The organism is Pseudomonas sp. Pseusp49 (assembly GCF_059491875.1).
The window spans coordinates 4,638,088-4,659,487 of sequence record NZ_CP168514.1; the positions used below are offsets into that span (position 1 = coordinate 4,638,088).

The 21,400-nt window shown below is 58.2% G+C and carries 20 protein-coding genes and 4 tRNA genes; 7 read left to right on the plus strand and 17 right to left on the minus strand.

The genetic code is table 11. The annotated features are described in order from the left end of the window. The first annotated feature begins 4 nt into the window (after positions 1–4). The 4 genes from ACEN83_RS20660 to ACEN83_RS20675 all read left to right on the plus strand — a co-directional run bounded on the left by ACEN83_RS20660 (position 5) and on the right by ACEN83_RS20675 (position 5,084). Positions 5–1,345 carry an HlyD family type I secretion periplasmic adaptor subunit gene (locus ACEN83_RS20660; RefSeq protein WP_116581286.1) on the plus strand — a complete coding sequence of 447 codons (1,341 nt, stop codon included), beginning with the start codon at positions 5–7 and terminating at the stop codon, positions 1,343–1,345. Position 1,346: 1 nt separating this feature from the next. Then, entirely contained in the window at positions 1,347–2,675 is a 1,329-nt protein-coding gene (locus ACEN83_RS20665; RefSeq protein WP_116581285.1) for a TolC family outer membrane protein, read from the plus strand. 234 nt (positions 2,676–2,909) lie between these two features. Next, complete coding sequence (locus ACEN83_RS20670; RefSeq protein WP_495578264.1) at positions 2,910–4,040, plus strand: carbon-nitrogen hydrolase family protein; 1,131 nt, start codon at positions 2,910–2,912, stop codon at positions 4,038–4,040. A gap of 3 nt (positions 4,041–4,043) precedes the next feature. Continuing rightward, entirely contained in the window at positions 4,044–5,084 is a 1,041-nt protein-coding gene (locus ACEN83_RS20675; RefSeq protein ID WP_495578265.1) for an AraC family transcriptional regulator, read from the plus strand. A 31-nt stretch (positions 5,085–5,115) separates the two neighbouring features. On the opposite strand, the gene ACEN83_RS20680 is transcribed toward ACEN83_RS20675, so the two are convergent. From ACEN83_RS20680 to ACEN83_RS20735, 12 genes are all read right to left on the minus strand, one after another. Next, on the minus strand, positions 5,116–5,262 hold the full coding sequence (locus ACEN83_RS20680) for a hypothetical protein (protein WP_165824781.1): 147 nt from the start codon (positions 5,260–5,262) through the stop codon (positions 5,116–5,118). A 195-nt stretch (positions 5,263–5,457) separates the two neighbouring features. Next, positions 5,458–6,309 carry a DUF2242 domain-containing protein gene (locus tag ACEN83_RS20685; RefSeq protein WP_495578266.1) on the minus strand — a complete coding sequence of 284 codons (852 nt, stop codon included), beginning with the start codon at positions 6,307–6,309 and terminating at the stop codon, positions 5,458–5,460. A gap of 203 nt (positions 6,310–6,512) precedes the next feature. Continuing rightward, a complete protein-coding gene (locus ACEN83_RS20690; protein ID WP_495578267.1) occupies positions 6,513–8,384 on the minus strand; it encodes a SurA N-terminal domain-containing protein in 1,872 nt (623 codons plus the stop codon). A 233-nt stretch (positions 8,385–8,617) separates the two neighbouring features. Beyond that, positions 8,618–8,890: an HU family DNA-binding protein gene (locus ACEN83_RS20695; protein WP_002552737.1), complete on the minus strand. Its 273-nt coding sequence runs from the start codon at positions 8,888–8,890 to the stop codon at positions 8,618–8,620. A gap of 149 nt (positions 8,891–9,039) precedes the next feature. Beyond that, positions 9,040–11,436: an endopeptidase La gene (gene lon / locus ACEN83_RS20700; protein WP_104447853.1), complete on the minus strand. Its 2,397-nt coding sequence runs from the start codon at positions 11,434–11,436 to the stop codon at positions 9,040–9,042. A 318-nt stretch (positions 11,437–11,754) separates the two neighbouring features. Further along, positions 11,755–13,038: an ATP-dependent Clp protease ATP-binding subunit ClpX gene (clpX, locus tag ACEN83_RS20705; RefSeq protein WP_007982210.1), complete on the minus strand. Its 1,284-nt coding sequence runs from the start codon at positions 13,036–13,038 to the stop codon at positions 11,755–11,757. Positions 13,039–13,150: 112 nt separating this feature from the next. Next, positions 13,151–13,786, minus strand: coding sequence for an ATP-dependent Clp endopeptidase proteolytic subunit ClpP (gene clpP, locus ACEN83_RS20710; protein WP_007970761.1), 636 nt, complete (start codon positions 13,784–13,786; stop codon positions 13,151–13,153). 93 nt (positions 13,787–13,879) lie between these two features. Further along, positions 13,880–15,190 carry a trigger factor gene (tig, locus tag ACEN83_RS20715; RefSeq protein ID WP_102702178.1) on the minus strand — a complete coding sequence of 437 codons (1,311 nt, stop codon included), beginning with the start codon at positions 15,188–15,190 and terminating at the stop codon, positions 13,880–13,882. Between the two features lie 385 nt (positions 15,191–15,575). Beyond that, positions 15,576–15,651, minus strand: a tRNA-His gene (locus ACEN83_RS20720). Between the two features lie 78 nt (positions 15,652–15,729). After that, positions 15,730–15,814, minus strand: a tRNA-Leu gene (locus ACEN83_RS20725). Between the two features lie 56 nt (positions 15,815–15,870). Beyond that, positions 15,871–15,946 (minus strand) — tRNA-His (locus ACEN83_RS20730). Positions 15,947–15,978: 32 nt separating this feature from the next. Beyond that, positions 15,979–16,055, minus strand: a tRNA-Arg gene (locus ACEN83_RS20735). A gap of 274 nt (positions 16,056–16,329) precedes the next feature. On the opposite strand from ACEN83_RS20735, the gene folD reads away from it, so the two are divergent. Together folD and pbpG are read left to right on the plus strand one after the other, a co-directional pair. Further along, entirely contained in the window at positions 16,330–17,184 is an 855-nt protein-coding gene (gene folD, locus ACEN83_RS20740) for a bifunctional methylenetetrahydrofolate dehydrogenase/methenyltetrahydrofolate cyclohydrolase FolD (RefSeq protein ID WP_008001570.1), read from the plus strand. Positions 17,185–17,421: 237 nt separating this feature from the next. Next, positions 17,422–18,360 (plus strand): D-alanyl-D-alanine endopeptidase, encoded by a 939-nt coding sequence (gene pbpG / locus ACEN83_RS20745; protein WP_495578268.1) that lies wholly within the window; start codon positions 17,422–17,424, stop codon positions 18,358–18,360. Between the two features lie 172 nt (positions 18,361–18,532). On the opposite strand, the gene ACEN83_RS20750 is transcribed toward pbpG, so the two are convergent. The 3 genes from ACEN83_RS20750 to ACEN83_RS20760 form a co-directional block, all read right to left on the minus strand. Then, on the minus strand, positions 18,533–18,748 hold the full coding sequence (locus tag ACEN83_RS20750; protein ID WP_007977127.1) for a hypothetical protein: 216 nt from the start codon (positions 18,746–18,748) through the stop codon (positions 18,533–18,535). Between the two features lie 17 nt (positions 18,749–18,765). Continuing rightward, entirely contained in the window at positions 18,766–18,972 is a 207-nt protein-coding gene (locus ACEN83_RS20755; RefSeq protein WP_495578269.1) for a DUF6021 family protein, read from the minus strand. 95 nt (positions 18,973–19,067) lie between these two features. After that, a complete protein-coding gene (locus tag ACEN83_RS20760) occupies positions 19,068–19,802 on the minus strand; it encodes a C39 family peptidase (protein ID WP_495578270.1) in 735 nt (244 codons plus the stop codon). A 179-nt stretch (positions 19,803–19,981) separates the two neighbouring features. Between ACEN83_RS20760 and ACEN83_RS20765 the strand changes: the two genes are divergently transcribed. Beyond that, positions 19,982–20,143, plus strand: coding sequence for a hypothetical protein (locus tag ACEN83_RS20765; protein ID WP_495578271.1), 162 nt, complete (start codon positions 19,982–19,984; stop codon positions 20,141–20,143). A gap of 135 nt (positions 20,144–20,278) precedes the next feature. Here ACEN83_RS20765 and ACEN83_RS20770 read toward each other — a convergent pair whose 3' ends face one another. Together ACEN83_RS20770 and ACEN83_RS20775 are read right to left on the minus strand one after the other, a co-directional pair. After that, complete coding sequence (locus ACEN83_RS20770; protein WP_493725123.1) at positions 20,279–21,028, minus strand: TerC family protein; 750 nt, start codon at positions 21,026–21,028, stop codon at positions 20,279–20,281. Between the two features lie 29 nt (positions 21,029–21,057). Continuing rightward, entirely contained in the window at positions 21,058–21,300 is a 243-nt protein-coding gene (locus ACEN83_RS20775) for a hypothetical protein (protein ID WP_102702184.1), read from the minus strand. Positions 21,301–21,400: the final 100 nt, after the last annotated feature.

The following is a 21,400-nucleotide window of genomic DNA, read 5'->3' on the forward strand; positions in this document are numbered from 1 at the left end:
GATCATGCAAATGAGCCAACATACCGAGATGATTCCTGCCGATCCCCGCAGCATGGTGGATCTGGACGTCGGCAGACCTGCGCGATGGGGCGTGTGGCTGGTGATTGCCGGCTTCGGCGGCTTCCTCCTGTGGTCCTGGCTGGCACCGCTGGATGCCGGCGTGGTCGCGACCGGCACGGTCAAAGTCACCAACAATCGCAAAGCCGTACAGCACCTCACCGGCGGTACCGTGGAGGCCATTCTCGTTCGCGAAGGCGATCTAGTGAAAAAAGGACAGGAAGTGGTCCGCCTCGACTCGCTGCGAGCCACTGCCGAAGAAGGTGCGATCAGCGCCCAGTACATCGTCAGCAAGACCGTGGAAAACCGCCTGGAAGCGGAACGGGACGGTCGCGATGTAGTGACCTACGATCCCGAACTGCTCAAGCGCTTCAAGGGTGATTACCGCCTGGAGGCCGCCATGGACCTGCAGCAGCGCCTGCTGGACACCCGCCGCGCCGGACTCGCTGGCGAAATCAGCATCCTGCAGGAGAACCTGGCAGCATCGGCAGTGCAGCTCAAGGGCCTGCAGCAGGTCTACAGCGCCCGCGCCTCGCAGATCGGTTTCCTCAACCAGGAACTGCAAGGCACCCGCGTGCTGTCGGCTGAAGGCTATGTGCCGCGCAACCGCCTGCTCGAACTGGAGCGCAGCAACGCCGACCTGTCCGCCGGCCAGGCCGAGAACCTCAATAACATCGCCCGTGTGCGTAGCCAGACTACTGAAATCAAGCTGCGCATCCTGCAGCGCCAGCACGATTACCTCAAGGAAGTCGAATCGCAGCTGACTGAAACCGCCAAGGAAAACACTACCCTGGCCGACCGCCTGCGCGCGCTCGACTATGAAGTGACCCACACGGTGATTCGCTCGCCCATCGATGGCATGGTCCAGGGCCTGAGTATTGCCACCGTCGGCGGGGTCATTCAGCCCGGCTTCAAGATCATGGAAATCGTTCCGCTCAACGAACCGCTGCAGGTCGACGCGATGATTCCCGTGCAGGCCATCGACAAGATGGTCCCCGGACTGCCCGTGGATATTTCCTTCCCGGCCTTCAACCATGCCAGGACGCCCAACATTCCCGGCCGCGTGCTGACCATCTCCGCCGACCGCCTGATGGACGAGGAAAGCAAGCAACCCTTCTACCTGGCCCAGGTGGAAGTCACACCCGACGGCATGAACCTGCTTGGCACCAATCACATTCGCCCCGGCATGCCCGCCAGCGTCACCATCAAGACGGGCGAACGCAACATGATGAGCTATCTTCTTAAACCAATGCTCGAACGCGTGGACAGCTCATTCAAGGAACAATGAAATGGAACGTCATTGCCTGCTCTTCTGCCTGCTGGGGTTGGCCCTGCCGGCTGACGCAATGGACCTCAAGCAAGCCTGGGACCTGTTGCAGTACCAGGGCCCTATCTACCAGGCCGCCGTGCATGAAAAAGAAGCCGGCGGCGAAAACCGCGCCATCGGCAAGGCCGGCCTGCTGCCGCAGATCAATGCGTCGGCCTACGACAACAAGGTCAATGGCTCTCAAAGCCAGAGCGGCATCGACAGAGATCTGCACTACGACTCCAAGGGTGCCAACGTGCGCCTGCGCCAGCCGCTGTTCAACAAGCAGAAGATGGCCGAGTACCGCCAGGGTCAGCAGCGTGCCGACTACAGCAACGCGGTGTTCGATGCCAAGAGCCAGGACGCCGCGGTGCGCCTGGCCGAAAGCTATTTCGACGTGCTCCTGGCCAGCGAAACCATCACCCTGGCCAAGTCCAAACTGAACGCCTTCGATGAACAACTCGCCTCGGCGAAACGGCGCATGGAGTTGGGCGCCGGCACCGTCACCGACATCGACGAGTCGGCCGCCCGCCGCGACCTCGCCGAAGCCGAACTGATCGAAGCGCAGGACAACCTGGTCAACGCGCGCGCCAAGCTTGAGGAGTACATAGGTGAAACCCCGGAATCCCTGACCACCTTGCGTCCGAGTTTCGATACACCGCCGCTGCTGCCGAGCAACCTGCAGGACTGGTTGGTCAAAGCCCAGACCGACAGCCCGCTGATCCATGCGCGCCGCTATAGCCGCGACCTTGCCGCAGAAGAAGTGAAGCGTGCCAGCGCCGGCCACTGGCCAACACTGGACTTCATTGCCGGCTACACCGCGGGTGAAAGCCAATCACTTTCCGAACTGAACCAACGCAACCATTACGGCTCGATCGGGCTGGAAGTCAATATCCCACTGTACAGCGGTGGCGGCGTCAGCGCGCTGACACGCCAGGCCAGTGCCAATAGCGACAAGGCCCTGGATGAGCTTGACGCCGCGCGTCAGGAAGTCATCACCGGAACCACCCGTGAGTATCAAGGCATACTGAGTGGCGCCAAACGCATTCGCGCCCTGGAGAAGGCCGTAGTGTCCAACGAACGCTCACTGGTATCGACACGCAAGGGCTTCAAGGAAGGCGGCACCAGCACCAACTCGGACGTCCTCAATGCCGAAGAACTGCTCTTTGTTGCACGTCACGATCTGTTCGAGGCCAAAGTGCGCTATTTGCTGTCGCGTCTGCGTCTGGCTTCTTCGGTGGGCAGCCTGGGCGACGACGATATCGACCAGATCAACAACTACCTCGGCCCGGAACTGCTGGTCACCAAATAACGTTCACCTGCCGGCCGGTCGAGCAAAGGGGTGGCTGACCGGTGCCCCCCCTCCCCGTCAATTCCCCTGGCGTTTAACCCGGTCATTCATTGCCGCCTATCGATGCAGAAAAGCCGCCGACCGCAAAAAACCGTCAGCGTTGAAATTTGCCCACCTGGCCCTTGATTCCCTTTATGCTCGATCCGGTTCCAAATCAAAAGCCACGCCCGGCTCCAGGCTGTAAACTGTGTCCCCATGCGCAAACTTTTGTATCTGACATTATCCATGGCATTGCTCGCCGTCCTCACGACCTACGCGATGTGGGCCGCAGACAGGCCGGTGGGTCATTACCTTTCGGACCTGCGGATCAACCTGGCTGTCGACCAGGGTACCCCTGCCGATCGTGGCAATCTGCTGGGCATTCAGCCCGAACTCTTTCCTACCGATTATCAAAGCCCCGAGCGTTTGCACCGCAAACTCGCGGCCTATCTGCAAGCGGCCCGGGACCAGGGTTTGTTGAACGGCAAGACCGTCGTCGTGCTGCCGGAACACGTCGGCACCTGGCTGATGGTCAGCGGCGAAAAGGATGAGTTGTATCAGGCCAGCACCCTCAAGGAGGCCATGAACTGGCTGGCGGTGAGCAATCCCCTGAAGTTCGCCAAAGCGTTGATCAGCGCCGAGGGAGGCAACCGTCTGGACGATGCCCACCTGCGCATGAAAGCCAAGGCGATGGCCAGAGACTACCAGGCATTGTTCGGTGGATTGGCCAGGGAGTTCCACGTGACGCTGGTCGCGGGCTCCATCGTGCTGCCCGAACCGAGCATCATCGACGGCACCTTGAAGATCGGTCGCGGCGCGCTTTACAACAGCAGCGTGGTGTTCAACAACGATGGCCTGCCGATCGGCCAGCCCCAGCGCCAGATGCACCCGTTCTTCGCAGAACAGAACGGGATCAAGGCGAACGCCGAACACTCGCTCAATGTCGTGGATACCCCCGCAGGCAAGTTGGGCGTATTGATCGGACACGACAGCTGGTACCCGGAAAACTACCTCAAGCTCAACGACCAGAGCGTACAGCTGGTTGCGGTACCGGCCTTTGTTTCCGGCCGTGGCACCTGGGAGCAGCCGTGGCGTGGCTACAGGGGGGCATCGGAGCCGGCGTCGGTCAACCTCAAGCCAGGAGAAGTCAGCGAAGGCCAGGCCTGGCAGCGCCTGACCCTCACGACCCGGGTACCGGCCAGTCAGGCTGTCGCGGGCATGAGCGTGTTCCTGCGGGGGCAATTCTGGGATCAAGGCAGCGCCGGGCACAGCTTCCTCAGCCGCAACGGCCAGCAGTTTGCCGACGGCAACGCCCAGGGTGCGCGTTTGCTGAACCTCTGGTTGTAAGCCATGAAACCGCAGCCGATGCGCCTCGGCGATCTATCGGTAGGCTTTGTTCATAGCCTGGCCGATGCCGTGCGCAGTCATGGCATCGATCCGCAGCCACTGCTCGATCAATACGGCCTCGATACAGCGCGACTGAGCGAGGCCGGCGCCCGCCTGTCAATACCGCGCTACATGCGACTGGGCCACGGCGCCATTCAACTGACCGACAACCCGGCCCTTGGCTTGCGCATGGGGCAGCTCAGTCGCCTGAGCCAGGTCGGCCTCGCAGGGGTCACCGCAGCCCAGGCACCCACAGTACGTGAAGCCGCGCGCTGCCTGATCCGCTTCGAAGCCTTGTACGGTTCCAATTATCGCGGCCAATCAAGCTTTCACGAAGACGCCCAGGGCGCCTGGCTGCGTTTCTATTCGATCAGCCCCTATAACGCCTACAACCGCTTCGTGGTGGATTCGATCATTGCCGGCTGGTTGCAGCAATTATCCAGCGTCAGCGCCATCGCGCTACGCGCCGAACGTATCGAGATTGAATTCGACGAACCCGATTACCGTGCGGCCTATGACGTACTGGGTGACTGTCCGATCCAGTTTGGCAGCGAACGCAATCAACTGCGCCTGAGCCTGGCAAGCCTCGCCCAGCGCAACCCCGAGCATTGCCCGAGTACCTGGCGGCATTTGCTGCAACTGTGTGAGCAGGAGCTGGAACAACTGACACGCACCCGCAGCCTGCGTGAGCGCATCATCGCGTTGCTGGGCCCCCTGCTCAATGGTGGCCGGGAGCCCGACCTGGAAGAAGTGGCGGCACGCCTGAAGCTGCCCACCTGGACCCTGCGCCGCAAACTTGCCGAGGAAGGCACGCAATTTCGCGCCATCCTCAATGAAACCCGTCGCGATCTGGCCATGACCTACGTACGCGACACCGAACTGGCGTTCGGGGAAATCGCCTACCTGCTGGGCTTTGCCTCAGCCGAAGCCTTTCAACGCGCATTCAAACGCTGGAACGGGCAGACACCCGGCGAATTTCGCCGCAGTCATGGAAAAACAGCCTGAAGCCTTTAGCCGCAAGCGACAAGTTGGAGCTTTAAAGCTCGGTAGCGTCTTCTGCAGGCTCCAGCGGATCTAGTTCGAATGCCTGGTACTCGAGCAGTTCTTCTTGATAATCGTCCATTGTTGAATCCCCCAACCCGTATTGAAAAACGTCAGAACAAATGACCAATGCCTTGAGCATAAAGTGTCCGCATGAAAGAAAAATGACGCGGACACGACGCTCCGTCGCTACTGAATAAAACGTAGCAGTTGGTCAGGAATTTATCATTGGTTTTTTTCGCGGGAGGCCGCAGGACAGCGGCCTTGTTTGACGCGGATCAATCCATGCGCTCGCTACGGGATCGTGACTCGTTGGCCGACCCCGTAGCGGGAACAATCACTGGCCGGTGACAGGCATCGCCGGAATCGCCTCGCTCGGCGGCGGCATGTCGGTTGGATTTGTCGGTGGCGTGATGGTTTCTGCCGACGGTGCCGGATCCATGTTCTGAACCGGGGTAATGGGTGCCGCTTCAGGCGGCGGCATGAGCGGTTCCGAGGCCGCTGGAGCGGGTTCCGCTGGAGCAGGCGCCGGGTTTGCCGGGGTTGGCTGTGCAGCCGGTGCCGTGGTTGCGGCAGGCGCCAGAGGCGCCGGTGCCACCTGGGCTTCAGGCATGCCCAGGTCTGTTTTCGGCTTTTCGGTGATGTGCGCAGCCTTTTTCGCTTCCGGCGGCAGGAACAGCTCGACCAGTGCAAAGAAACGCTCGTAGAACTTGGCAGACGAGACGGTTTCGCTGGCGACCTTGACCATCGAGTCGTCAGAGGAGCCGATCGGCATCGACACCGAGCCCAGCACACCCACACCCAGACTGGCGGAGTTGTTGGTTTTCTTCAGCGCATAACGATCCTGCAGGGCGTTGGCGAACACGGTCGCGTGGTGCCCTTCGCTACCGTCATCGGCACACACCACACTGAAACTGATCTCCATGTGGTTTTCGCCGGTCTGCTGGAAGCTCTTGTGACCGCTGACCAGCTTCGGATCGTTGCTGGTGATGATGTAACCCTGGCTGAGCAAGGCACGGCGGGCGGCTTCACAGCTCTGGATATCGGTGACCGGATAGTTACGGGAAAAGGTGCCGGAATCGTCGAAGTTCTCATGCTCGTAGATGGCAGCCTTGTTCGATGAACAACCGGCAGCAACGGCCAGCACGGCAGCCACGCCGACAATCCGCATGGGAAATGATTTAAACATTGAACATCCTGAGGAAAACGGTTCGGGGCGTATTGTGCAACAGATCGATGCTTAGCGGAGCATCGATCGTGTCTTAAAACGGTTACAGGCTGATTGACCGCGGTTTTGCGTAAAAGTCACCGCGGCAAATGACGTACGGCCAAACGAAAAGACCCCGGCGTTTCGGCCGGGGTCTCCTGTGTCGCGCTAAACCTGGTCAGGCATCAGTACTTCTTGATGTCCGCCTGGCTTTCCAGCTGCTTGCGATACGCCGCGAAGTCCTGCTGGCCGATGCGCGATGCGAGGTAGCGACGGTACTGCGCTTTCTCTTCGTCGGTAGGCGCCGCGGCTTCGTTCACGCCATTGAGGCGCACGATCATCAGGCTGCCATCCGCCAGCGTCACGCTGGTGAAGGTCGGCTTGTCCTTGGCCGCCGGCTTCGCCATGCGGAACAGCGCTTGCAGCACGGCAGGATCAACCCCTTCCTGAGCGCGAGTCGCCGCCTCGGTGACTTTCCAGGCCTGGCCGTCGACGGCCTGATCCAGTGGGGTCTTGCCATCGCGCAGGTTGGCGATCAAGGCTTCAGCCTTGGTCTTGGCATCGGCGCTGGCGTGTTCCTTGGCCAATTGCCCGCGGATGGCCGCATCAACGCTTTCCAGCGGCAGCTGCGAAGGCTTCAGATGCTCCTTGGCACGCAACACGACCACGGTTTCCGGATCGAGCTCGATGGCTGTGCTGTTCGCACCCTCATCCAGGACTTCCGGGCTGAAGGCGGCAGTGATCACGGCACGGTTGGCTGCAATACCCTCACCGCCTTCGCGACCGAACGGCTTGGACGTCTGTACGGTCAGTTTCAGGTCCTGCGCCGGCTGAGCCAGATCGGACGCTTCGAACGAGGCGTCTTCCAGTTGCTTGCTCGCCTCAACGAAACGCTGCTCGACCTGCTGGGTTTTCAGACCACGGGTCAGTTTGTCTTTCAGGCTGGCGAAGGTTGGCACTTCAGGTGCTTCCACACCCAACAGCTTGATCAGGTGGAAACCGAAGTCGGTGCGAACCGGCGCCGAAACCTGGTCCTTGGCCAACGAATACAGGGCTTTTTCGAACGCCGGGTCGTAGACGCCAGGACCGGCATAACCCAGGTCACCGCCGTTGTTTGCCGAACCCGGATCCTGGGAGAACTCCTTGGCCAGTGCCTCGAACTGCTCACCCTTGGCCAGACGGGCCTGGATCTCTTCGATCTTCGCCTTGGCTTGCGCCTCGGTGGTCTTGTCGTTCACTTCAATCAGAATGTGCGCAGCCCGGCGTTGCTCGGACAGGTTCGCGATTTCTTTCTGATAGGCCGCTTGCAGGTCTTCGTCGTTGACGCTGACCTGGTCGAAGAAAGCAGCCTTCTTCAACTCGAGGTAATCGATGACCACCTGATCCGGCGTCATGAATTCCTTGGCGTGTTCGTCGTAATAGGCCTTGACCTCTTCGTCGGTCAGCTTCACAGCCGACGGGTCAGCCTTGATGCTCAGCGAAGCGAAATCGCGGGTCTGCTTTTCCAGTCGGGCAAATGCCAGCACCTGCGCATCGGTCACGAAACCGCTACCGGCCAGACCGGCACGCAGTTGGCCAATCAGCATTTCCTGAGCCAGCATCTGGCGGAATTGCATGCGGGTATAGCCAAGCTGGCGAATCACCTGATCGAAACGCTCGGAGCTGAACTTGCCATCAACCTGAAATTCCGGTGTTTGCAGGATGACCTGATCAAGTGCCGCTTCGGAAAAGGCGAACTTCGATTTTTCTGCACCTTGCAGCAGCAGCTTGCGATCGATCAGGCCCTTGAGGGCCGATTCGCGCAACATTTTTTCATCCAGCAAGGAAGCATCGAAATCCTTGCCCAGCTGTTGCATGAGCTGGCGGCGTTGCATATCGACCGCCTGGCTCAGCTCGTTCTGGCTGATTTCATCGCCGTTGACCTTGGCCGCATCATTACTGTGCGACGTGGCCTTGAAAATGGCGTCGAAACCGGTCAAGGCCATCAGAACAACGATGACCCCGATAATAGTCTTGGCAATCCAGCCTTGTGAATTGTCCCTGATATTCTGCAGCATGCGTCCCCCAGAAACGGTTGAACTTCAAAATTAGGCAACCGTGGAGCGTGGGTAGAATCCGGATAGAAGAAAGGCGCATCCGAGGATGCGCCTTCTCGTAACTGGCGGAGCGGATCAAGGACTCGAACTGGCGACCCTTGGTGTCTTGAACCGGCGACCTGCAGTCAGGACTGCCGCTCCGCTGCCAAGTCAGGCATGACCCCGACCCGGATGGGTAAAAACCTGAATCGAACTTAGTTGACAGCTTCTTTCAGTGCTTTACCGGCTTTGAAACCTGGTTTTTTGGCTGCTGCGATTTCCAGCGTCTTACCGGTCTGTGGGTTACGACCGATGCGAGCTGGACGATCGGTTACGGAGAAAGTACCGAAACCAACCAGAACAACAGAGTCGCCAGCCTTGAGAGCGCCAGTGACGGATTCGATTACAGCGTCCAGCGCACGGCCAGCAGCAGCTTTCGGGATATCAGCGGATGCAGCGATAGCATCAATCAGTTCCGACTTGTTCACTCTAAGTCCCCTTATATCTATTTGAGTATGATTCTAAGTTTTTTTGGTGAAAGCAAAAACGAGTGCTGAATGGCCTACAGACACTTAAGAGCCGCTTTATAACAAGGGCTCTAAAAAACTGTCAAGGAAGCCCCCCAGGCAAATACGTACTAATGCGTGCTAATTCTTTCCTTAGAATCCGCGTCGCGTTTCTCATCCTTCGCGACTATCTCCGGAGCCACGTCCGGCAAGGGCTCCGGCGCGTATTGCAACGCAATTTGCAGGACCTCGTCAATCCATTTAACCGGTTTAATCTGTAGATCCTGCTTGATATTGTCCGGAATCTCTTTGAGATCGCGCACATTCTCTTCAGGAATGATCACCGTCTTGATTCCACCGCGATGGGCAGCCAGCAGTTTTTCTTTCAAGCCGCCAATGGCCAGCACCTGGCCACGCAAGGTGATTTCGCCGGTCATGGCGACATCCGCGCGCACCGGAATGCCGGTCAACGCCGAAACCAGGGCCGTGCACATGCCCACGCCGGCGCTAGGGCCGTCTTTCGGGGTCGCCCCCTCCGGCATATGGATGTGCGTGTCGCGCTTCTCATGGAAGTCCAGGGGAATGCCCAGGCTCTTCGCCCGACTACGAACAACGGTCAACGCGGCCGTGATCGACTCGACCATCACATCACCCAGGGAACCGGTCTTGATCAACTGGCCCTTGCCCGGTACCACGGCGGCTTCGATGGTCAGCAGTTCGCCACCCACCTGAGTCCACGCCAGCCCGGTCACCTGGCCGATCTGATCCTGCTGCTCGGCCAGGCCATAGCGGAATTTACGCACGCCCAGGAAGTGCTCCAGCATGTCTGCGGTGACCTTCACCGAGAAGCGTTTTTCCAGCGCATGCTCCTTGACGGCCTTGCGGCAAACCTTGGCAATCTGCCGCTCAAGGCCACGTACACCGGCTTCACGGGTGTAGTAGCGGATGATGTCGCGAATTGCCTCGGCGTCGAATTCCAGCTCGCCTTTTTTCAAGCCGTTGGCAGTGATCTGCTTCGGCGAAAGGTACTTCACGGCGATGTTGATCTTCTCGTCTTCGGTGTAGCCCGGCAGACGGATCACTTCCATCCGGTCGAGCAGCGCCGGCGGAATGTTCATCGAGTTCGAAGTGCACAGGAACATCACATCGGACAGGTCGTAATCGACTTCCAGATAGTGATCGTTGAAATTGTGGTTCTGTTCGGGATCGAGCACTTCCAGCAACGCCGATGCCGGATCGCCGCGCATGTCGCTGCCCATTTTGTCGATTTCATCGAGCAGGAACAGCGGGTTGCGCACGCCCACTTTTGTCATCTTTTGAATCAATCTTCCTGGCATCGAACCGATGTAAGTACGGCGATGACCACGAATTTCCGCCTCGTCACGCACGCCGCCGAGGGCCATGCGTACGAATTTGCGGTTGGTGGCATGCGCAATCGACTCTGCCAGGGACGTTTTACCGACCCCTGGAGGACCGACCAGGCACAGCACCGGACCACGAATCTTCTTCACGCGTTTTTGCACGGCGAGGTATTCGAGGATGCGTTCCTTGACCTCTTCGAGGCCATAGTGGTCGGCATCCAGAATGTCTTCGGCACGCGCCAGATCCAGGCGTACCTTGCTCTGGGCTTTCCACGGCACCTGAACCAACCAGTCGATGTACGAACGCACCACGGTCGCTTCCGCAGACATCGGTGACATCTGCTTGAGCTTGTTCAGCTCGGCCGTCGCCTTGGCCAGGGCATCTTTGGGCAGGCCGGCGGCATCGATACGTTTTTTCAGCTCTTCGACTTCATTGTGACCTTCATCACTGTCGCCGAGCTCTTTCTGAATGGCCTTCATCTGCTCATTCAGGTAGTACTCGCGCTGGCTGCGCTCCATTTGTTTCTTGACGCGGCCACGAATGCGTTTTTCGACTTGCAGCAGGTCGATCTCGGCATCGAGCAACGCCAGAACGTGCTCGACCCTGGCCGACAGATCGATGATTTCGAGGATTTCCTGCTTCTGCTCGATCTTCAGGGCCATGTGCGCAGCCATGGTGTCCACCAAGCGGCCTGGCTCATCGATGCTGTTGAGCGACGAGAGGACTTCAGCCGGGACTTTCTTGCCCAACTGCACGTATTGCTCGAACTGCGACAGCAGGCTGCGAACGAACACTTCCGACTCGCGCTCTGGTGCGTCAACTTCGTCGATCAGGGAGACTTCGGCACGGCAGTGGCCGTCCACTTCGCTGAAGCGCTCAACGGCGCCCCGCTGCTCACCTTCGACCAGGACCTTGACCGTGCCGTCAGGCAGCTTCAGCAGCTGCAGAACGGTGGCAATCGTACCCACGCGATACAGGGCATCTTCACCAGGATCGTCGTCAGCCGGGTTTCTCTGGGCCAGCAGAAGAATCTGCTTGTCACCCGTCATCGCAGCCTCGAGGGCTTCGATGGATTTCTCGCGCCCCACGAACAGCGGGATAACCATGTGCGGATAAACCACGACATCACGCAATGGCAGGAGAGGCAATTCGATGGTGGTCTTCATGATTTCGCCTCTACGGCGGCCGTAAGGCCGTAAACAGATGGAAGTAAGCTTGAAACCAAGATGGGGGCTGCTCTGGAAAAAAACAAGCAGATAAAGGAACGACTTTTAAGATCGAAGCCTGCAAGTGGCTGGATACGTTGCATAACCCTGTAGGAGCTGCCGCAGGCTGCGATCTTTTGATCTTGCTCTTTTGAAAAGCAAAGTCAAAAAATCGCAGCCTGCGGCAGCTCCTACAAAAGCCAGGCCGCCGTTTTGGCGAGCCAGCCCCAAATAGCAAAGGGGCCCGAAGGCCCCTTCTTTGTTCAGGCTGCGTGACGCTTAAGCGTCTGGCGCGGCCTTGGCGGTCGGCTCACTGTTTTCATAGATATACAGTGGCTTGGACTTGCCTTCTATCACGCTTTCATCGATCACTACTTTGCTCACCTCGGATTGCGAGGGGATTTCATACATAGTGTCGAGCAATACACCTTCAAGAATCGAACGCAGGCCACGGGCACCGGTTTTACGCTCCAGGGCACGCTTGGCGACCGATTTCAGAGCGTCGGAACGGAATTCCAGGTCAACGCCTTCCATCTCGAACAGCTTGGCATACTGCTTGGTCAGAGCATTTTTCGGCTCGGTGAGGATCTGCATCAACGCAGCCTCATCAAGCTCGTCCAGCGTCGCAAGCACCGGCAGACGACCGACGAATTCCGGGATCAGACCGAACTTGACCAGATCGTCAGGCTCGACTTCACGCAGGGACTCACCGACTTTCTTGCCTTCTTCCTTGCTGCGCACTTCCGCGTTGAAACCGATACCGCCCTTGGTGGAACGGTTCTGAATAACCTTTTCCAGACCGGAGAACGCACCGCCGCAGATGAACAGGATGTTACGGGTGTCGACCTGAAGGAATTCCTGCTGCGGATGCTTGCGACCACCTTGAGGCGGAACGGAAGCGACCGTGCCTTCGATCAACTTCAGCAGGGCCTGCTGCACGCCTTCACCGGATACGTCCCGGGTGATCGACGGGTTGTCGGATTTGCGCGAAATCTTGTCGATTTCATCGATGTAGACAATGCCCATCTGGGCTTTTTCCACGTCGTAATCGCATTTCTGCAGCAGCTTCTGAATGATGTTCTCGACATCTTCACCCACGTAACCCGCCTCGGTGAGGGTGGTTGCGTCGGCGATGGTGAACGGAACGTTCAGCAAGCGGGCCAGTGTTTCGGCAAGCAGGGTCTTACCCGAGCCTGTCGGGCCGATCAGCAGAATGTTGCTCTTGCCGAGTTCGACGTCGTCATTCTTCTTGTCACGCTGATTCAGGCGCTTGTAGTGGTTATACACCGCTACGGCCAGAACCTTTTTCGCACGCTCCTGACCAATCACATACTGATCAAGGATGCCGCTGATTTCTTTAGGCGAAGGCAATTTATGCGCGCTGCTTTCGGCCTGTGCTTCCTGCACCTCCTCGCGGATGATGTCATTGCACAGGTCGACGCACTCGTCGCAGATAAAGACCGAGGGGCCGGCAATCAATTTGCGCACTTCATGCTGGCTTTTGCCACAGAAGGAGCAATAGAGCAGCTTGCCGTTGTCCTCGCCGTTGCGGGTGTCAGTCATTCGTTCGATCCAAATCCGATAGGCTTGCAACACAAGATGAAGGCTATTGCGGGCTTTTTCAAGCCCGCAGGTGATCGGACCCGCCGACCAACCTTATTTTGAGCTGCTTATTTTAAGCAGGGCGCTGACTGATCACTTCGTCGATCAACCCGTACTCACGTGCGGCTTCCGCACTCATGAAATTGTCGCGGTTGGTATCGCGCTCGATTTCTTCAAGCGTGCGCCCGCTGTGCTTGGCCATCAGCGTGTTGAGACGCTCACGAATGAAGAGGATTTCCTTGGCGTGGATTTCGATATCCGACGCCTGGCCCTGAAAACCGCCCAGTGGCTGGTGAATCATCACACGCGAGTTCGGCAGGCAGTAACGCTTGCCCTGGGCACCGGCCGTCAGCAGGAACGCGCCCATGCTGCACGCCTGACCGATACAGGTGGTCGATACATTAGGCTTGATGAACTGCATGGTGTCGTAGATCGACATGCCCGCCGTCACCGAACCGCCCGGGGAGTTGATATAGAGATGGATGTCCTTGTCCGGGTTTTCCGCTTCAAGGAACAGCAGTTGCGCACAGATCAGGTTGGCCATGTAGTCCTCTACCGGGCCAACCAGAAAGATCACTCGCTCCTTGAGCAGGCGCGAGTAGATGTCGTAGGCGCGCTCGCCACGAGCGGACTGCTCGACAACCATCGGGACCAGGCCGCCTGCGGCCTGGATATCAGAGTTCTGCTGAATATACGAATTACGGAACATGCTCTGCAGTCACTCCCAAATAGTTATGTCTTGAATACGCATAAGCCAGCACGAAGGCTGGCTTATGGTGTTTGCTTCTTACCGCAAAAGTGATCAGTCGGCTTGTGGTGCTTCTACCGGCTTGACCGCTTCTTCGTAAGAGACCGATTTGTCGGTCACGCTAGCTTTCTGCAGAACAGTATCCACAACTTGCTCTTCCAGCACAACCGAACGAACTTCGTTCAGTTGCTGGTCGTTTTTGTAGTACCAGGACACAACTTGCTCAGGCTCCTGGTAGGCCGAAGCCATTTCCTGAATCATCTCGCGAACGCGGGTTTCGTCTGGCTTGAGGTCGAATTGCTTGACCACTTCAGCGACGATCAGGCCCAGCACTACGCGGCGCTTGGCTTGCTCTTCGAACAGCTCGGCCGGCAGTTGGTCAGGCTTGATGTTGCCGCCGAACTGCTGGACAGCCTGCACGCGCAGACGGTCAACTTCGTTGGACAGCAGAGCCTTTGGCACTTCGATCGGGTTGGTGGCCAGCAGACCGTCCATTACCTGATTCTTGACCTTGGATTTGATCGCCTGACGCAGCTCACGCTCCATGTTCTTGCGAACTTCGGCGCGGAAGCCTTCCAGACCGGTTTCCTTGATGCCGAATTGAGCGAAGAACTCTTCAGTCAGTTCTGGCAGTTTTGGCTCGGAAACGGTGTTGACGGTCACGGTGAACTCGGCGGTTTTGCCAGCCAGGTCCAGGTTCTGATAGTCCTCTGGGAAAGTCAGGTTCAGAACGCGTTCTTCACCGGCCTTGGCGCCAACCAGGCCATCTTCGAAACCAGGGATCATGCGGCCGGAACCCAGAACCAGCTGGGTACCCTTGGCGGAACCGCCAGCGAACACTTCACCGTCGACCTTGCCGACGAAATCGATGTTCAACTGATCTTCGTTCTGGGCAGCGCGATCGGCCACTTCGAAACGGGTGTTCTGCTTGCGCAGGATTTCCAGCATCTTGTCCAGATCGGCGTCAGTCACGTCAGCGCTCAGACGCTCGACAGCGATACCGTCAAAACCGGCAACGGTGAACTCAGGGAACACTTCGAATACAGCTACGTATTCCAGGTCCTTGCCCGCTTCCAGGGATTTTGGCTCGATCGAAGGCTGACCAGCCGGGTTCAGCTTCTGCTCAACCACAGCCTCATAGAAAGAAGACTGGATCACGTCGCCTACAGCTTCCTGGCGAGCGTCAGCACCGAAACGGCGCTTGATTTCGCTCATTGGCACTTTGCCTGGACGGAAGCCAGCAATCTTGGCCTTTTGGGCGGTCTGCTGCAGACGCTTGTTGACCTGGCTCTCGATGCGCTCAGCCGGCACGGTGACGCTCATGCGGCGCTCAAGAGCAGTAGTATTTTCAACAGAAACTTGCATGGATATTCCTCGTTGCACAGACGTTAGCCGGCCGTTTCCGACCCCAGAATCAAGGGCATGCATTCTAGTGGGTCAAACTCAAGAAGTCACCCTACTGAAAACGGGTAAAAAAGCAGCAGGCAATTTATAGGTGCGAATGCACGAATGCACCTCGCCCCGATGGCAAATACAACCAATCACGCCAGGGCTCTGCGCCGACCGTTCCTATATGGAAGAGGTCGCCAATCATCTCCCTGACAGCCGATCTCGCAAGCAGGACCGGCGGACAGGACAGCATCATCGAGAAACATAAATACGACGAAACGCCCCGCCCCTGCGACCCGGAACCTGCGGCCGCTGAAACAAAAAAGGCGCCAGACTTTTCAATCTGGCGCCTTTCGAAATATGGGGTGGACGATGGGGATCGAACCCACGACAACGGGAGTCACAATCCCGTGCTCTACCAACTGAGCTACGCCCACCATATTGCCTGTTAAAGAAGCCAAACAAACTTCTTTATCAAGCTCCAGCCAGGCCAACAGCCTGAGTGAAGCTTTATTTGGTGCGGATGAAGAGACTCGAACTCTTACGCCTCGCGGCGCTGGAACCTAAATCCAGTGTGTCTACCAATTCCACCACATCCGCGGATGAAGCCGTTAAAGCAAAGGCGCCAGACTGTTAATCTGGCGCCTTTCGAAATATGGGGTGGACGATGGGGATCGAACCCACGACAACGGGAGTCACAATCCCGTGCTCTACCAACTGAGCTACGCCCACCATATCGCGTTACTTGTGCCAAAGCTGCCTAATGGCGCACCCGGCAGGACTCGAACCTGCGACCATCCGCTTAGAAGGCGGATGCTCTATCCAGCTGAGCTACGGGCGCCTTGTTAGCTGTACCCTTGGAGGACTACAAACTAAGTGCTTTCCAGTCTTGCAGAATCGTAATCCCGCTCAACCTTCCTAACCAGTGCTAGGCTGTGCCCGACAAGTGCGACGAATAGTATAGAGCCACCCGAAGGTCGTCAAATCCTTTTTAAAAAAAATTCATTTAATTAAAGGAGTTAGGGGAATTTGCAGACCAAGCGCCTTTGCCCTCACCGCATGACATGCGAGAATGCGTTCTCTTTTTTTCCCCTCTCGATGGTTAATCACGCGCAATGACTGCACAACTAATCGACGGCAAATCGATCGCCGCCAGCCTGCGCCAGCAGATCGCCCAACGTGTCACCGAGCGTCGCCAGCAAGGCCTGCGCACGCCCGGCCTCGCGGTGATCCTGGTCGGTAGCGATCCTGCCTCTCAGGTTTATGTCTCGCACAAGCGTAAAGACTGTGAAGAGGTCGGCTTTCTGTCCCAAGCTTATGACCTGCCTTCCGAAACCACTCAAGAAGCGCTGACCGAGCTGATCGATCGCCTGAACGACGATCCCGCGATCGACGGCGTTCTGCTCCAGCTTCCGCTTCCCGAACACCTGGACGCCTCCAGACTGCTGGAGCGCATTCGTCCGGACAAAGACGTCGACGGCTTCCATCCTTATAACGTCGGTCGCCTGGCCCAGCGTATCCCGCTGCTGCGCCCATGCACCCCCAAAGGCATCATGACCCTGCTGGAAAGCACCGGGGTCGATCTCTACGGGATGAATGCCGTGGTCGTCGGTGCGTCCAATATCGTTGGCCGCCCGATGGCGATGGAGTTGCTGCTGGCCGGTTGCACCGTGACCGTCACCCACCGTTTTACCAAGGACCTGGCCGGGCATGTCGGTCGTGCGGACCTGGTCGTCGTCGCCGCCGGCAAGCCGGGCCTGGTCAAGGGCGAATGGATCAAGGAAGGCGCGATCGTGATCGATGTCGGCATCAACCGCCAGGACGATGGCAAGCTGGTCGGTGACGTGATCTACGAAACCGCCCTGCCCCGCGCCGGCTGGATCACTCCGGTGCCAGGCGGCGTTGGCCCGATGACCCGTGCCTGCCTGCTGGAAAACACCCTGTACGCCGCTGAAACCCTGCACAGCTGAGTTTCACCGCAGACGCTGTCAGCGAATCGAAGAGCCCCGCCCTTGGCGGGGTTTTTTTTGCCTGCAACACACGCTGGACCATCCGACGGAAAATGACATTTTTTTCATGTTTCTCAGGACTTTCGCCTGTTGTTTGAACAACCATCGACAGTTATTCAGCCATACTCCAGAATGTCGCGCTTTTTAAGAAATAGCCCGTTACAAAACGGCTTATCAACACTTTGTGAGTCTGCCAGCGTGAAAATCCGTCTTTCCATCCTGAGCCTATTTTTTGCAGTAACAGGGACTTTCCTCACGCCCCTCGCCAGTGCTGACGAGACCACCGCAGCGCCGCGAGACACGAAGACACTCAAGCTCGCTTCCGGCAGCTCCCTGCTGCTGGACATGCAGACCAACAAAGTCATCTATGCCAGCAACCCTGACGTGGTGGTGCCAATCGCCTCCGTCAGCAAGTTGATGACCGGCCTGGTCGTGGTTGAATCCCGGCAGAACATGGACGAATTCATCGACGTCAACATCAGCGACACACCGGAAATGAAAGGCGTGTACTCCCGGGTCAAGCTGCGCAGCGAGCTGCCGCGCCGGGAAATGCTGCTGATTGCCCTGATGTCCTCGGAAAACCGCGCCGCCGCGACGCTGGCGCACCACTATCCGGGCGGCTATGCCGCGTTCATCGCGGCCATGAACGCCAAGGCCCGGGCACTGGGCATGACCAACACGCATTTCGTCGAACCAACCGGTCTCTCCCCGCGCAACGTGTCCACTGCTCGCGACCTGAGCAAGCTGTTGATCGCCGCGCACAAGTACCCGTTGCTGACCGAGCTGAGTACAACCAAGGAAAAGACCGTTTCGTTCCGTAAACCGAACTACAGCCTGGGTTTCCGCAACACCGACCATTTGGTCCGCAAGCCGGACTGGGACATCCAGCTGACAAAAACCGGTTTCACCAACGAAGCAGGCCACTGCCTGGTGCTGGTGACCCGAATGAGTAACCGCCCGGTGGCCCTGGTGATTCTTGACGCCTATGGCAAGTACACCCATTTTGCCGATGCCACGCGCATGCGTAATTGGGTAGAGAGCGGAAAGAGCGCGGAGGTGCCTTCCGTAGCCTTGCAGTACAAGGCAGACAAGAACCTCAAGCAGCGGCAGACCGGCGTGGTTGAAGCGTCGAAGTAACCTTGCTGCAGACCCATGAAAAAGCCCCGATCACTCGGGGCTTTTTTTGGTACTTCAATCTGTAGGAGCTGCCGAAGGCTGCGATCTTTTGACCTTGATCTTTTAAAAGCAAGATCAAAAGATCGTCCGAACGCGGCCCGAGCCTTCGGCAGCTCCTACAGGTGGCGGCTACTCAGTCGTTGGGCAGCGGCATCTGGTCGTCATCCGGGATGCCGTCGCCGGTACTTGGATCTCTCCAACCCTTCGGCTTTTCAGTGGGCACCACTGTTGGCCGCGCCAGGGGATCGCGCAACGGGCTGTCCGGATCCATCACCGGGTCAGTGCTTTGCTCGGGAGTCGTGGGGACTGTTTCAGGACGTTTGTCGTCGAAACTGGAATCGGTAGACATACACACCTCCATTGGACCTAATGTTTCAGATCACCCAGTGGATCGTAGGGCTTGGCCGGAGCCTTGGGGTTGTCACCCGGCTTTACATCCCTCGGTGCCTTGGCGGGCCCGATCGGGTCGACCTGAGGATCGGCAAGGTCCGGGGAATCGGGATCGAAACCCAGCTCATCGCCAGAGGAATGTTCAGACGAGTGCGGACCGACGGGCGTTGTGGTGTGAGCCATGGGTGCCTCCTGATCTCGGCCTGGAACAATGATCCGGGCCCTTGAAGATCAGAGGCTGGCGGCGAGCGATGGTGCCCGCCGGGTGACCAACGGACTCAGTGGGCGGCCAAGGCCTTTTTAGCCTTCGCGGCAGCCTGCTCCTGACCGGCCTGAGCCAGATCGTTGGCAGCCTTGAGCCAGCGCTGCTGATCGACCTGAGAGGGGATTTGCGTCGGATTCTGGATCAGCACGGCCCAGCCACCGGCGTCCTTGAAGGCCGACTCGAAGGCACTGAAGCTCATCAGTTCGCGGCGATCCATCCCTGCACGCAAAAGGACCGTCTGCTTCTGGCGGTTGTAGCCGGCCAGAATGGCGTAACGCGGTTCGGCCCACATCGCCGAGCCCTCGGTGAAGCGCACCATCACCGGAAAACCGGCGGCGACCTGCGTCAACAAGGCCGCAAGGTTGCTGTCGAGGGGATAAACCACCATCCCGTACTCGCGGGCCAGGTTCTGCATGTTCTGTTGCAACTGCGCTTCGCCCCCCGGCAAATGCAAGGGCTTTTCGAGCAAGCCCGGGGTGATCACGATGCCCTGCTGGGACAGCATGCTGGCCAGCACCTGCGGCCCGCTTTGATACGCGTCGCCCCGGTAGAATCGGCCGCTGAGTTCGACTCGCTCCGGCAAACGCTTGATCTCGGGCGCAACACTCCCGGCGCAGCCCGCCAGACTTGCCACGCAACCGGCCATCAGCATGGCCGACAAAATTCGAGAAAATACCCGCACCATCAGCTCTCTCTTGTTCAGGTTCAGACGCCAGGCAATCCCATTCCCGGCTCGGTCGTCGATCATAGGTCGCCGCGCTGCCCGGGTATAGCTTTAAACGGCAGACGAGTGCATTCGATAGAGCGAACTGGTTGGTGACTGCCGACTTTCGGTCAATAGTCTGAAATGCAGTAACGGCTAGACTGTGTTCTAAAGAGACGACAGTGAAGCGTGTGTGCCCGCAGCAGGGCAAAGAGGAGGCGCAGATGAGCCTGACCATGATCCTTGCGATGTTGATTGGCAGCTGGCTGGCGGTAGCCGCCGCCATGCTGTGGGGTGTGCTGCGCATCACTCGCCGCCACCACCACCCTCCCGTTCAACCTGCAAAACCCGCCAAGGCAACCCGCCGACACGCCAGCGCCCACTGACCTGCATTACAAACAAAAACGCCTGAACACATCTGTAGGAGCTGCCGCAGGCTGCGATCTTTTTTCCAGAAGATCAAAAGATCGCAGCCTGCGGCAGCTCCTACAAGGTGTTCAGGCGTTTCGTTTTAGCGGCGGTCAGGCTTCAGTGGCTACCCGCTTCTGCCGGGCCCGACGGGACATCATGTTCAACACCTCGATCGAAGCAGAGAATGCCATGGCCGCATAGACGTAGCCTTTCGGTACATGGGCGCCAAAGCCTTCGGCGATCAGGGTCATGCCGATCATGATCAGGAAGCCCAGGGCCAACATCACCACCGTCGGGTTGTCGTTGATGAACTTGGCCAGCGGATCAGCCGCAAACAACATCACCAGCACCGACACCACTACCGCGATGATCATGATCGGCAAATGCTCGGTCATGCCGACAGCGGTAATGATGCTGTCGATGGAAAACACCATGTCCAGCATCAGGATCTGGCCGATCGCGGCAGCAAAGCCCAAGGTCACGGTGGATGTCTTCGACGTCGGATCATCCGGCGCCGGGTCCATGCTGTGATGGATCTCGGTGGTCGCCTTCCACAACAGGAACAGGCCACCGGCAATCAGGATCATGTCTTTCCAGGAAAACGCGTGGCCGAGAATCTCGATCACCGGAGCGGTCAACTGGACGATGAACGCGATGGTGCTCAGTAGGCCCAATCGCAGGATCAGCGCCATGCCGATACCGATGCGCCGCGCCTTCTGCCGGTGTTGCTCCGGCAGCTTGTTGGTCAGGATCGAAATGAAGATCAGGTTATCGATGCCGAGCACGATTTCCATCACCACCAGGGTGGCCAGGGCAACCCAGGCAGTGGGGCTGGCGGCAAGTTGTAAAAGGTAGTCCATGGGTCAGTCCTGACTCGTTGTAATACGGTTTAGATTTCCTGGGAGGAAGATTCGGTTTTTTCCGATTCTTTTTCCGATGATTCTTTTTTGCTGATCAACCCGCCGGTGGCATCGCTGAGCGCCTGTTCGGCGGCCTTGTGGGTATCGTCAATCGCCTGTTTGGCGCTTTCGGCGGCCTTGCCCATCAACTGTTGCGCGCTTTTCTCGGCCTGGTCGCAACCGGCCAATACCAGTAAAGATGTGATCAACAGCGCCGTGGCTTTAATTTTCATGATGCTCCCTCGATAGAACGAACGGGACCGAAACGATGGCCCGTTGATAGCGATGCATTCTAGGGAAGCAAACACTTCAGGAAAATTCGTATTTTTGCGG

What these genes read in the sequence shown, in the direction of transcription:
- lon (WP_104447853.1), bottom strand. Translation starts at nt 11,436, where the DNA reads ATGAAGACCACCATCGAATTGCCTCTCCTGCCATTGCGTGATGTCGTG.
- ACEN83_RS20680 (WP_165824781.1), bottom strand. Translation starts at nt 5,262, where the DNA reads ATGCTCAAGGCATTGGTCATTTGTTCTGACGTTTTTCAATACGGGTTG.
- folD (WP_008001570.1), top strand. Translation starts at nt 16,330, where the DNA reads ATGACTGCACAACTAATCGACGGCAAATCGATCGCCGCCAGCCTGCGC.
- ACEN83_RS20775 (WP_102702184.1), bottom strand. Translation starts at nt 21,300, where the DNA reads ATGAAAATTAAAGCCACGGCGCTGTTGATCACATCTTTACTGGTATTG.
- ACEN83_RS20770 (WP_493725123.1), bottom strand. Translation starts at nt 21,028, where the DNA reads ATGGACTACCTTTTACAACTTGCCGCCAGCCCCACTGCCTGGGTTGCC.
- ACEN83_RS20760 (WP_495578270.1), bottom strand. Translation starts at nt 19,802, where the DNA reads ATGATCGACGACCGAGCCGGGAATGGGATTGCCTGGCGTCTGAACCTG.
- tig (WP_102702178.1), bottom strand. Translation starts at nt 15,190, where the DNA reads ATGCAAGTTTCTGTTGAAAATACTACTGCTCTTGAGCGCCGCATGAGC.
- clpX (WP_007982210.1), bottom strand. Translation starts at nt 13,038, where the DNA reads ATGACTGACACCCGCAACGGCGAGGACAACGGCAAGCTGCTCTATTGC.
- ACEN83_RS20665 (WP_116581285.1), top strand. Translation starts at nt 1,347, where the DNA reads ATGGAACGTCATTGCCTGCTCTTCTGCCTGCTGGGGTTGGCCCTGCCG.
- ACEN83_RS20690 (WP_495578267.1), bottom strand. Translation starts at nt 8,384, where the DNA reads ATGCTGCAGAATATCAGGGACAATTCACAAGGCTGGATTGCCAAGACT.
- ACEN83_RS20670 (WP_495578264.1), top strand. Translation starts at nt 2,910, where the DNA reads ATGCGCAAACTTTTGTATCTGACATTATCCATGGCATTGCTCGCCGTC.
- ACEN83_RS20765 (WP_495578271.1), top strand. Translation starts at nt 19,982, where the DNA reads ATGAGCCTGACCATGATCCTTGCGATGTTGATTGGCAGCTGGCTGGCG.
- ACEN83_RS20675 (WP_495578265.1), top strand. Translation starts at nt 4,044, where the DNA reads ATGAAACCGCAGCCGATGCGCCTCGGCGATCTATCGGTAGGCTTTGTT.
- ACEN83_RS20660 (WP_116581286.1), top strand. Translation starts at nt 5, where the DNA reads ATGCAAATGAGCCAACATACCGAGATGATTCCTGCCGATCCCCGCAGC.
- clpP (WP_007970761.1), bottom strand. Translation starts at nt 13,786, where the DNA reads ATGTTCCGTAATTCGTATATTCAGCAGAACTCTGATATCCAGGCCGCA.
- ACEN83_RS20750 (WP_007977127.1), bottom strand. Translation starts at nt 18,748, where the DNA reads ATGTCTACCGATTCCAGTTTCGACGACAAACGTCCTGAAACAGTCCCC.
- ACEN83_RS20755 (WP_495578269.1), bottom strand. Translation starts at nt 18,972, where the DNA reads ATGGCTCACACCACAACGCCCGTCGGTCCGCACTCGTCTGAACATTCC.
- ACEN83_RS20685 (WP_495578266.1), bottom strand. Translation starts at nt 6,309, where the DNA reads ATGTTTAAATCATTTCCCATGCGGATTGTCGGCGTGGCTGCCGTGCTG.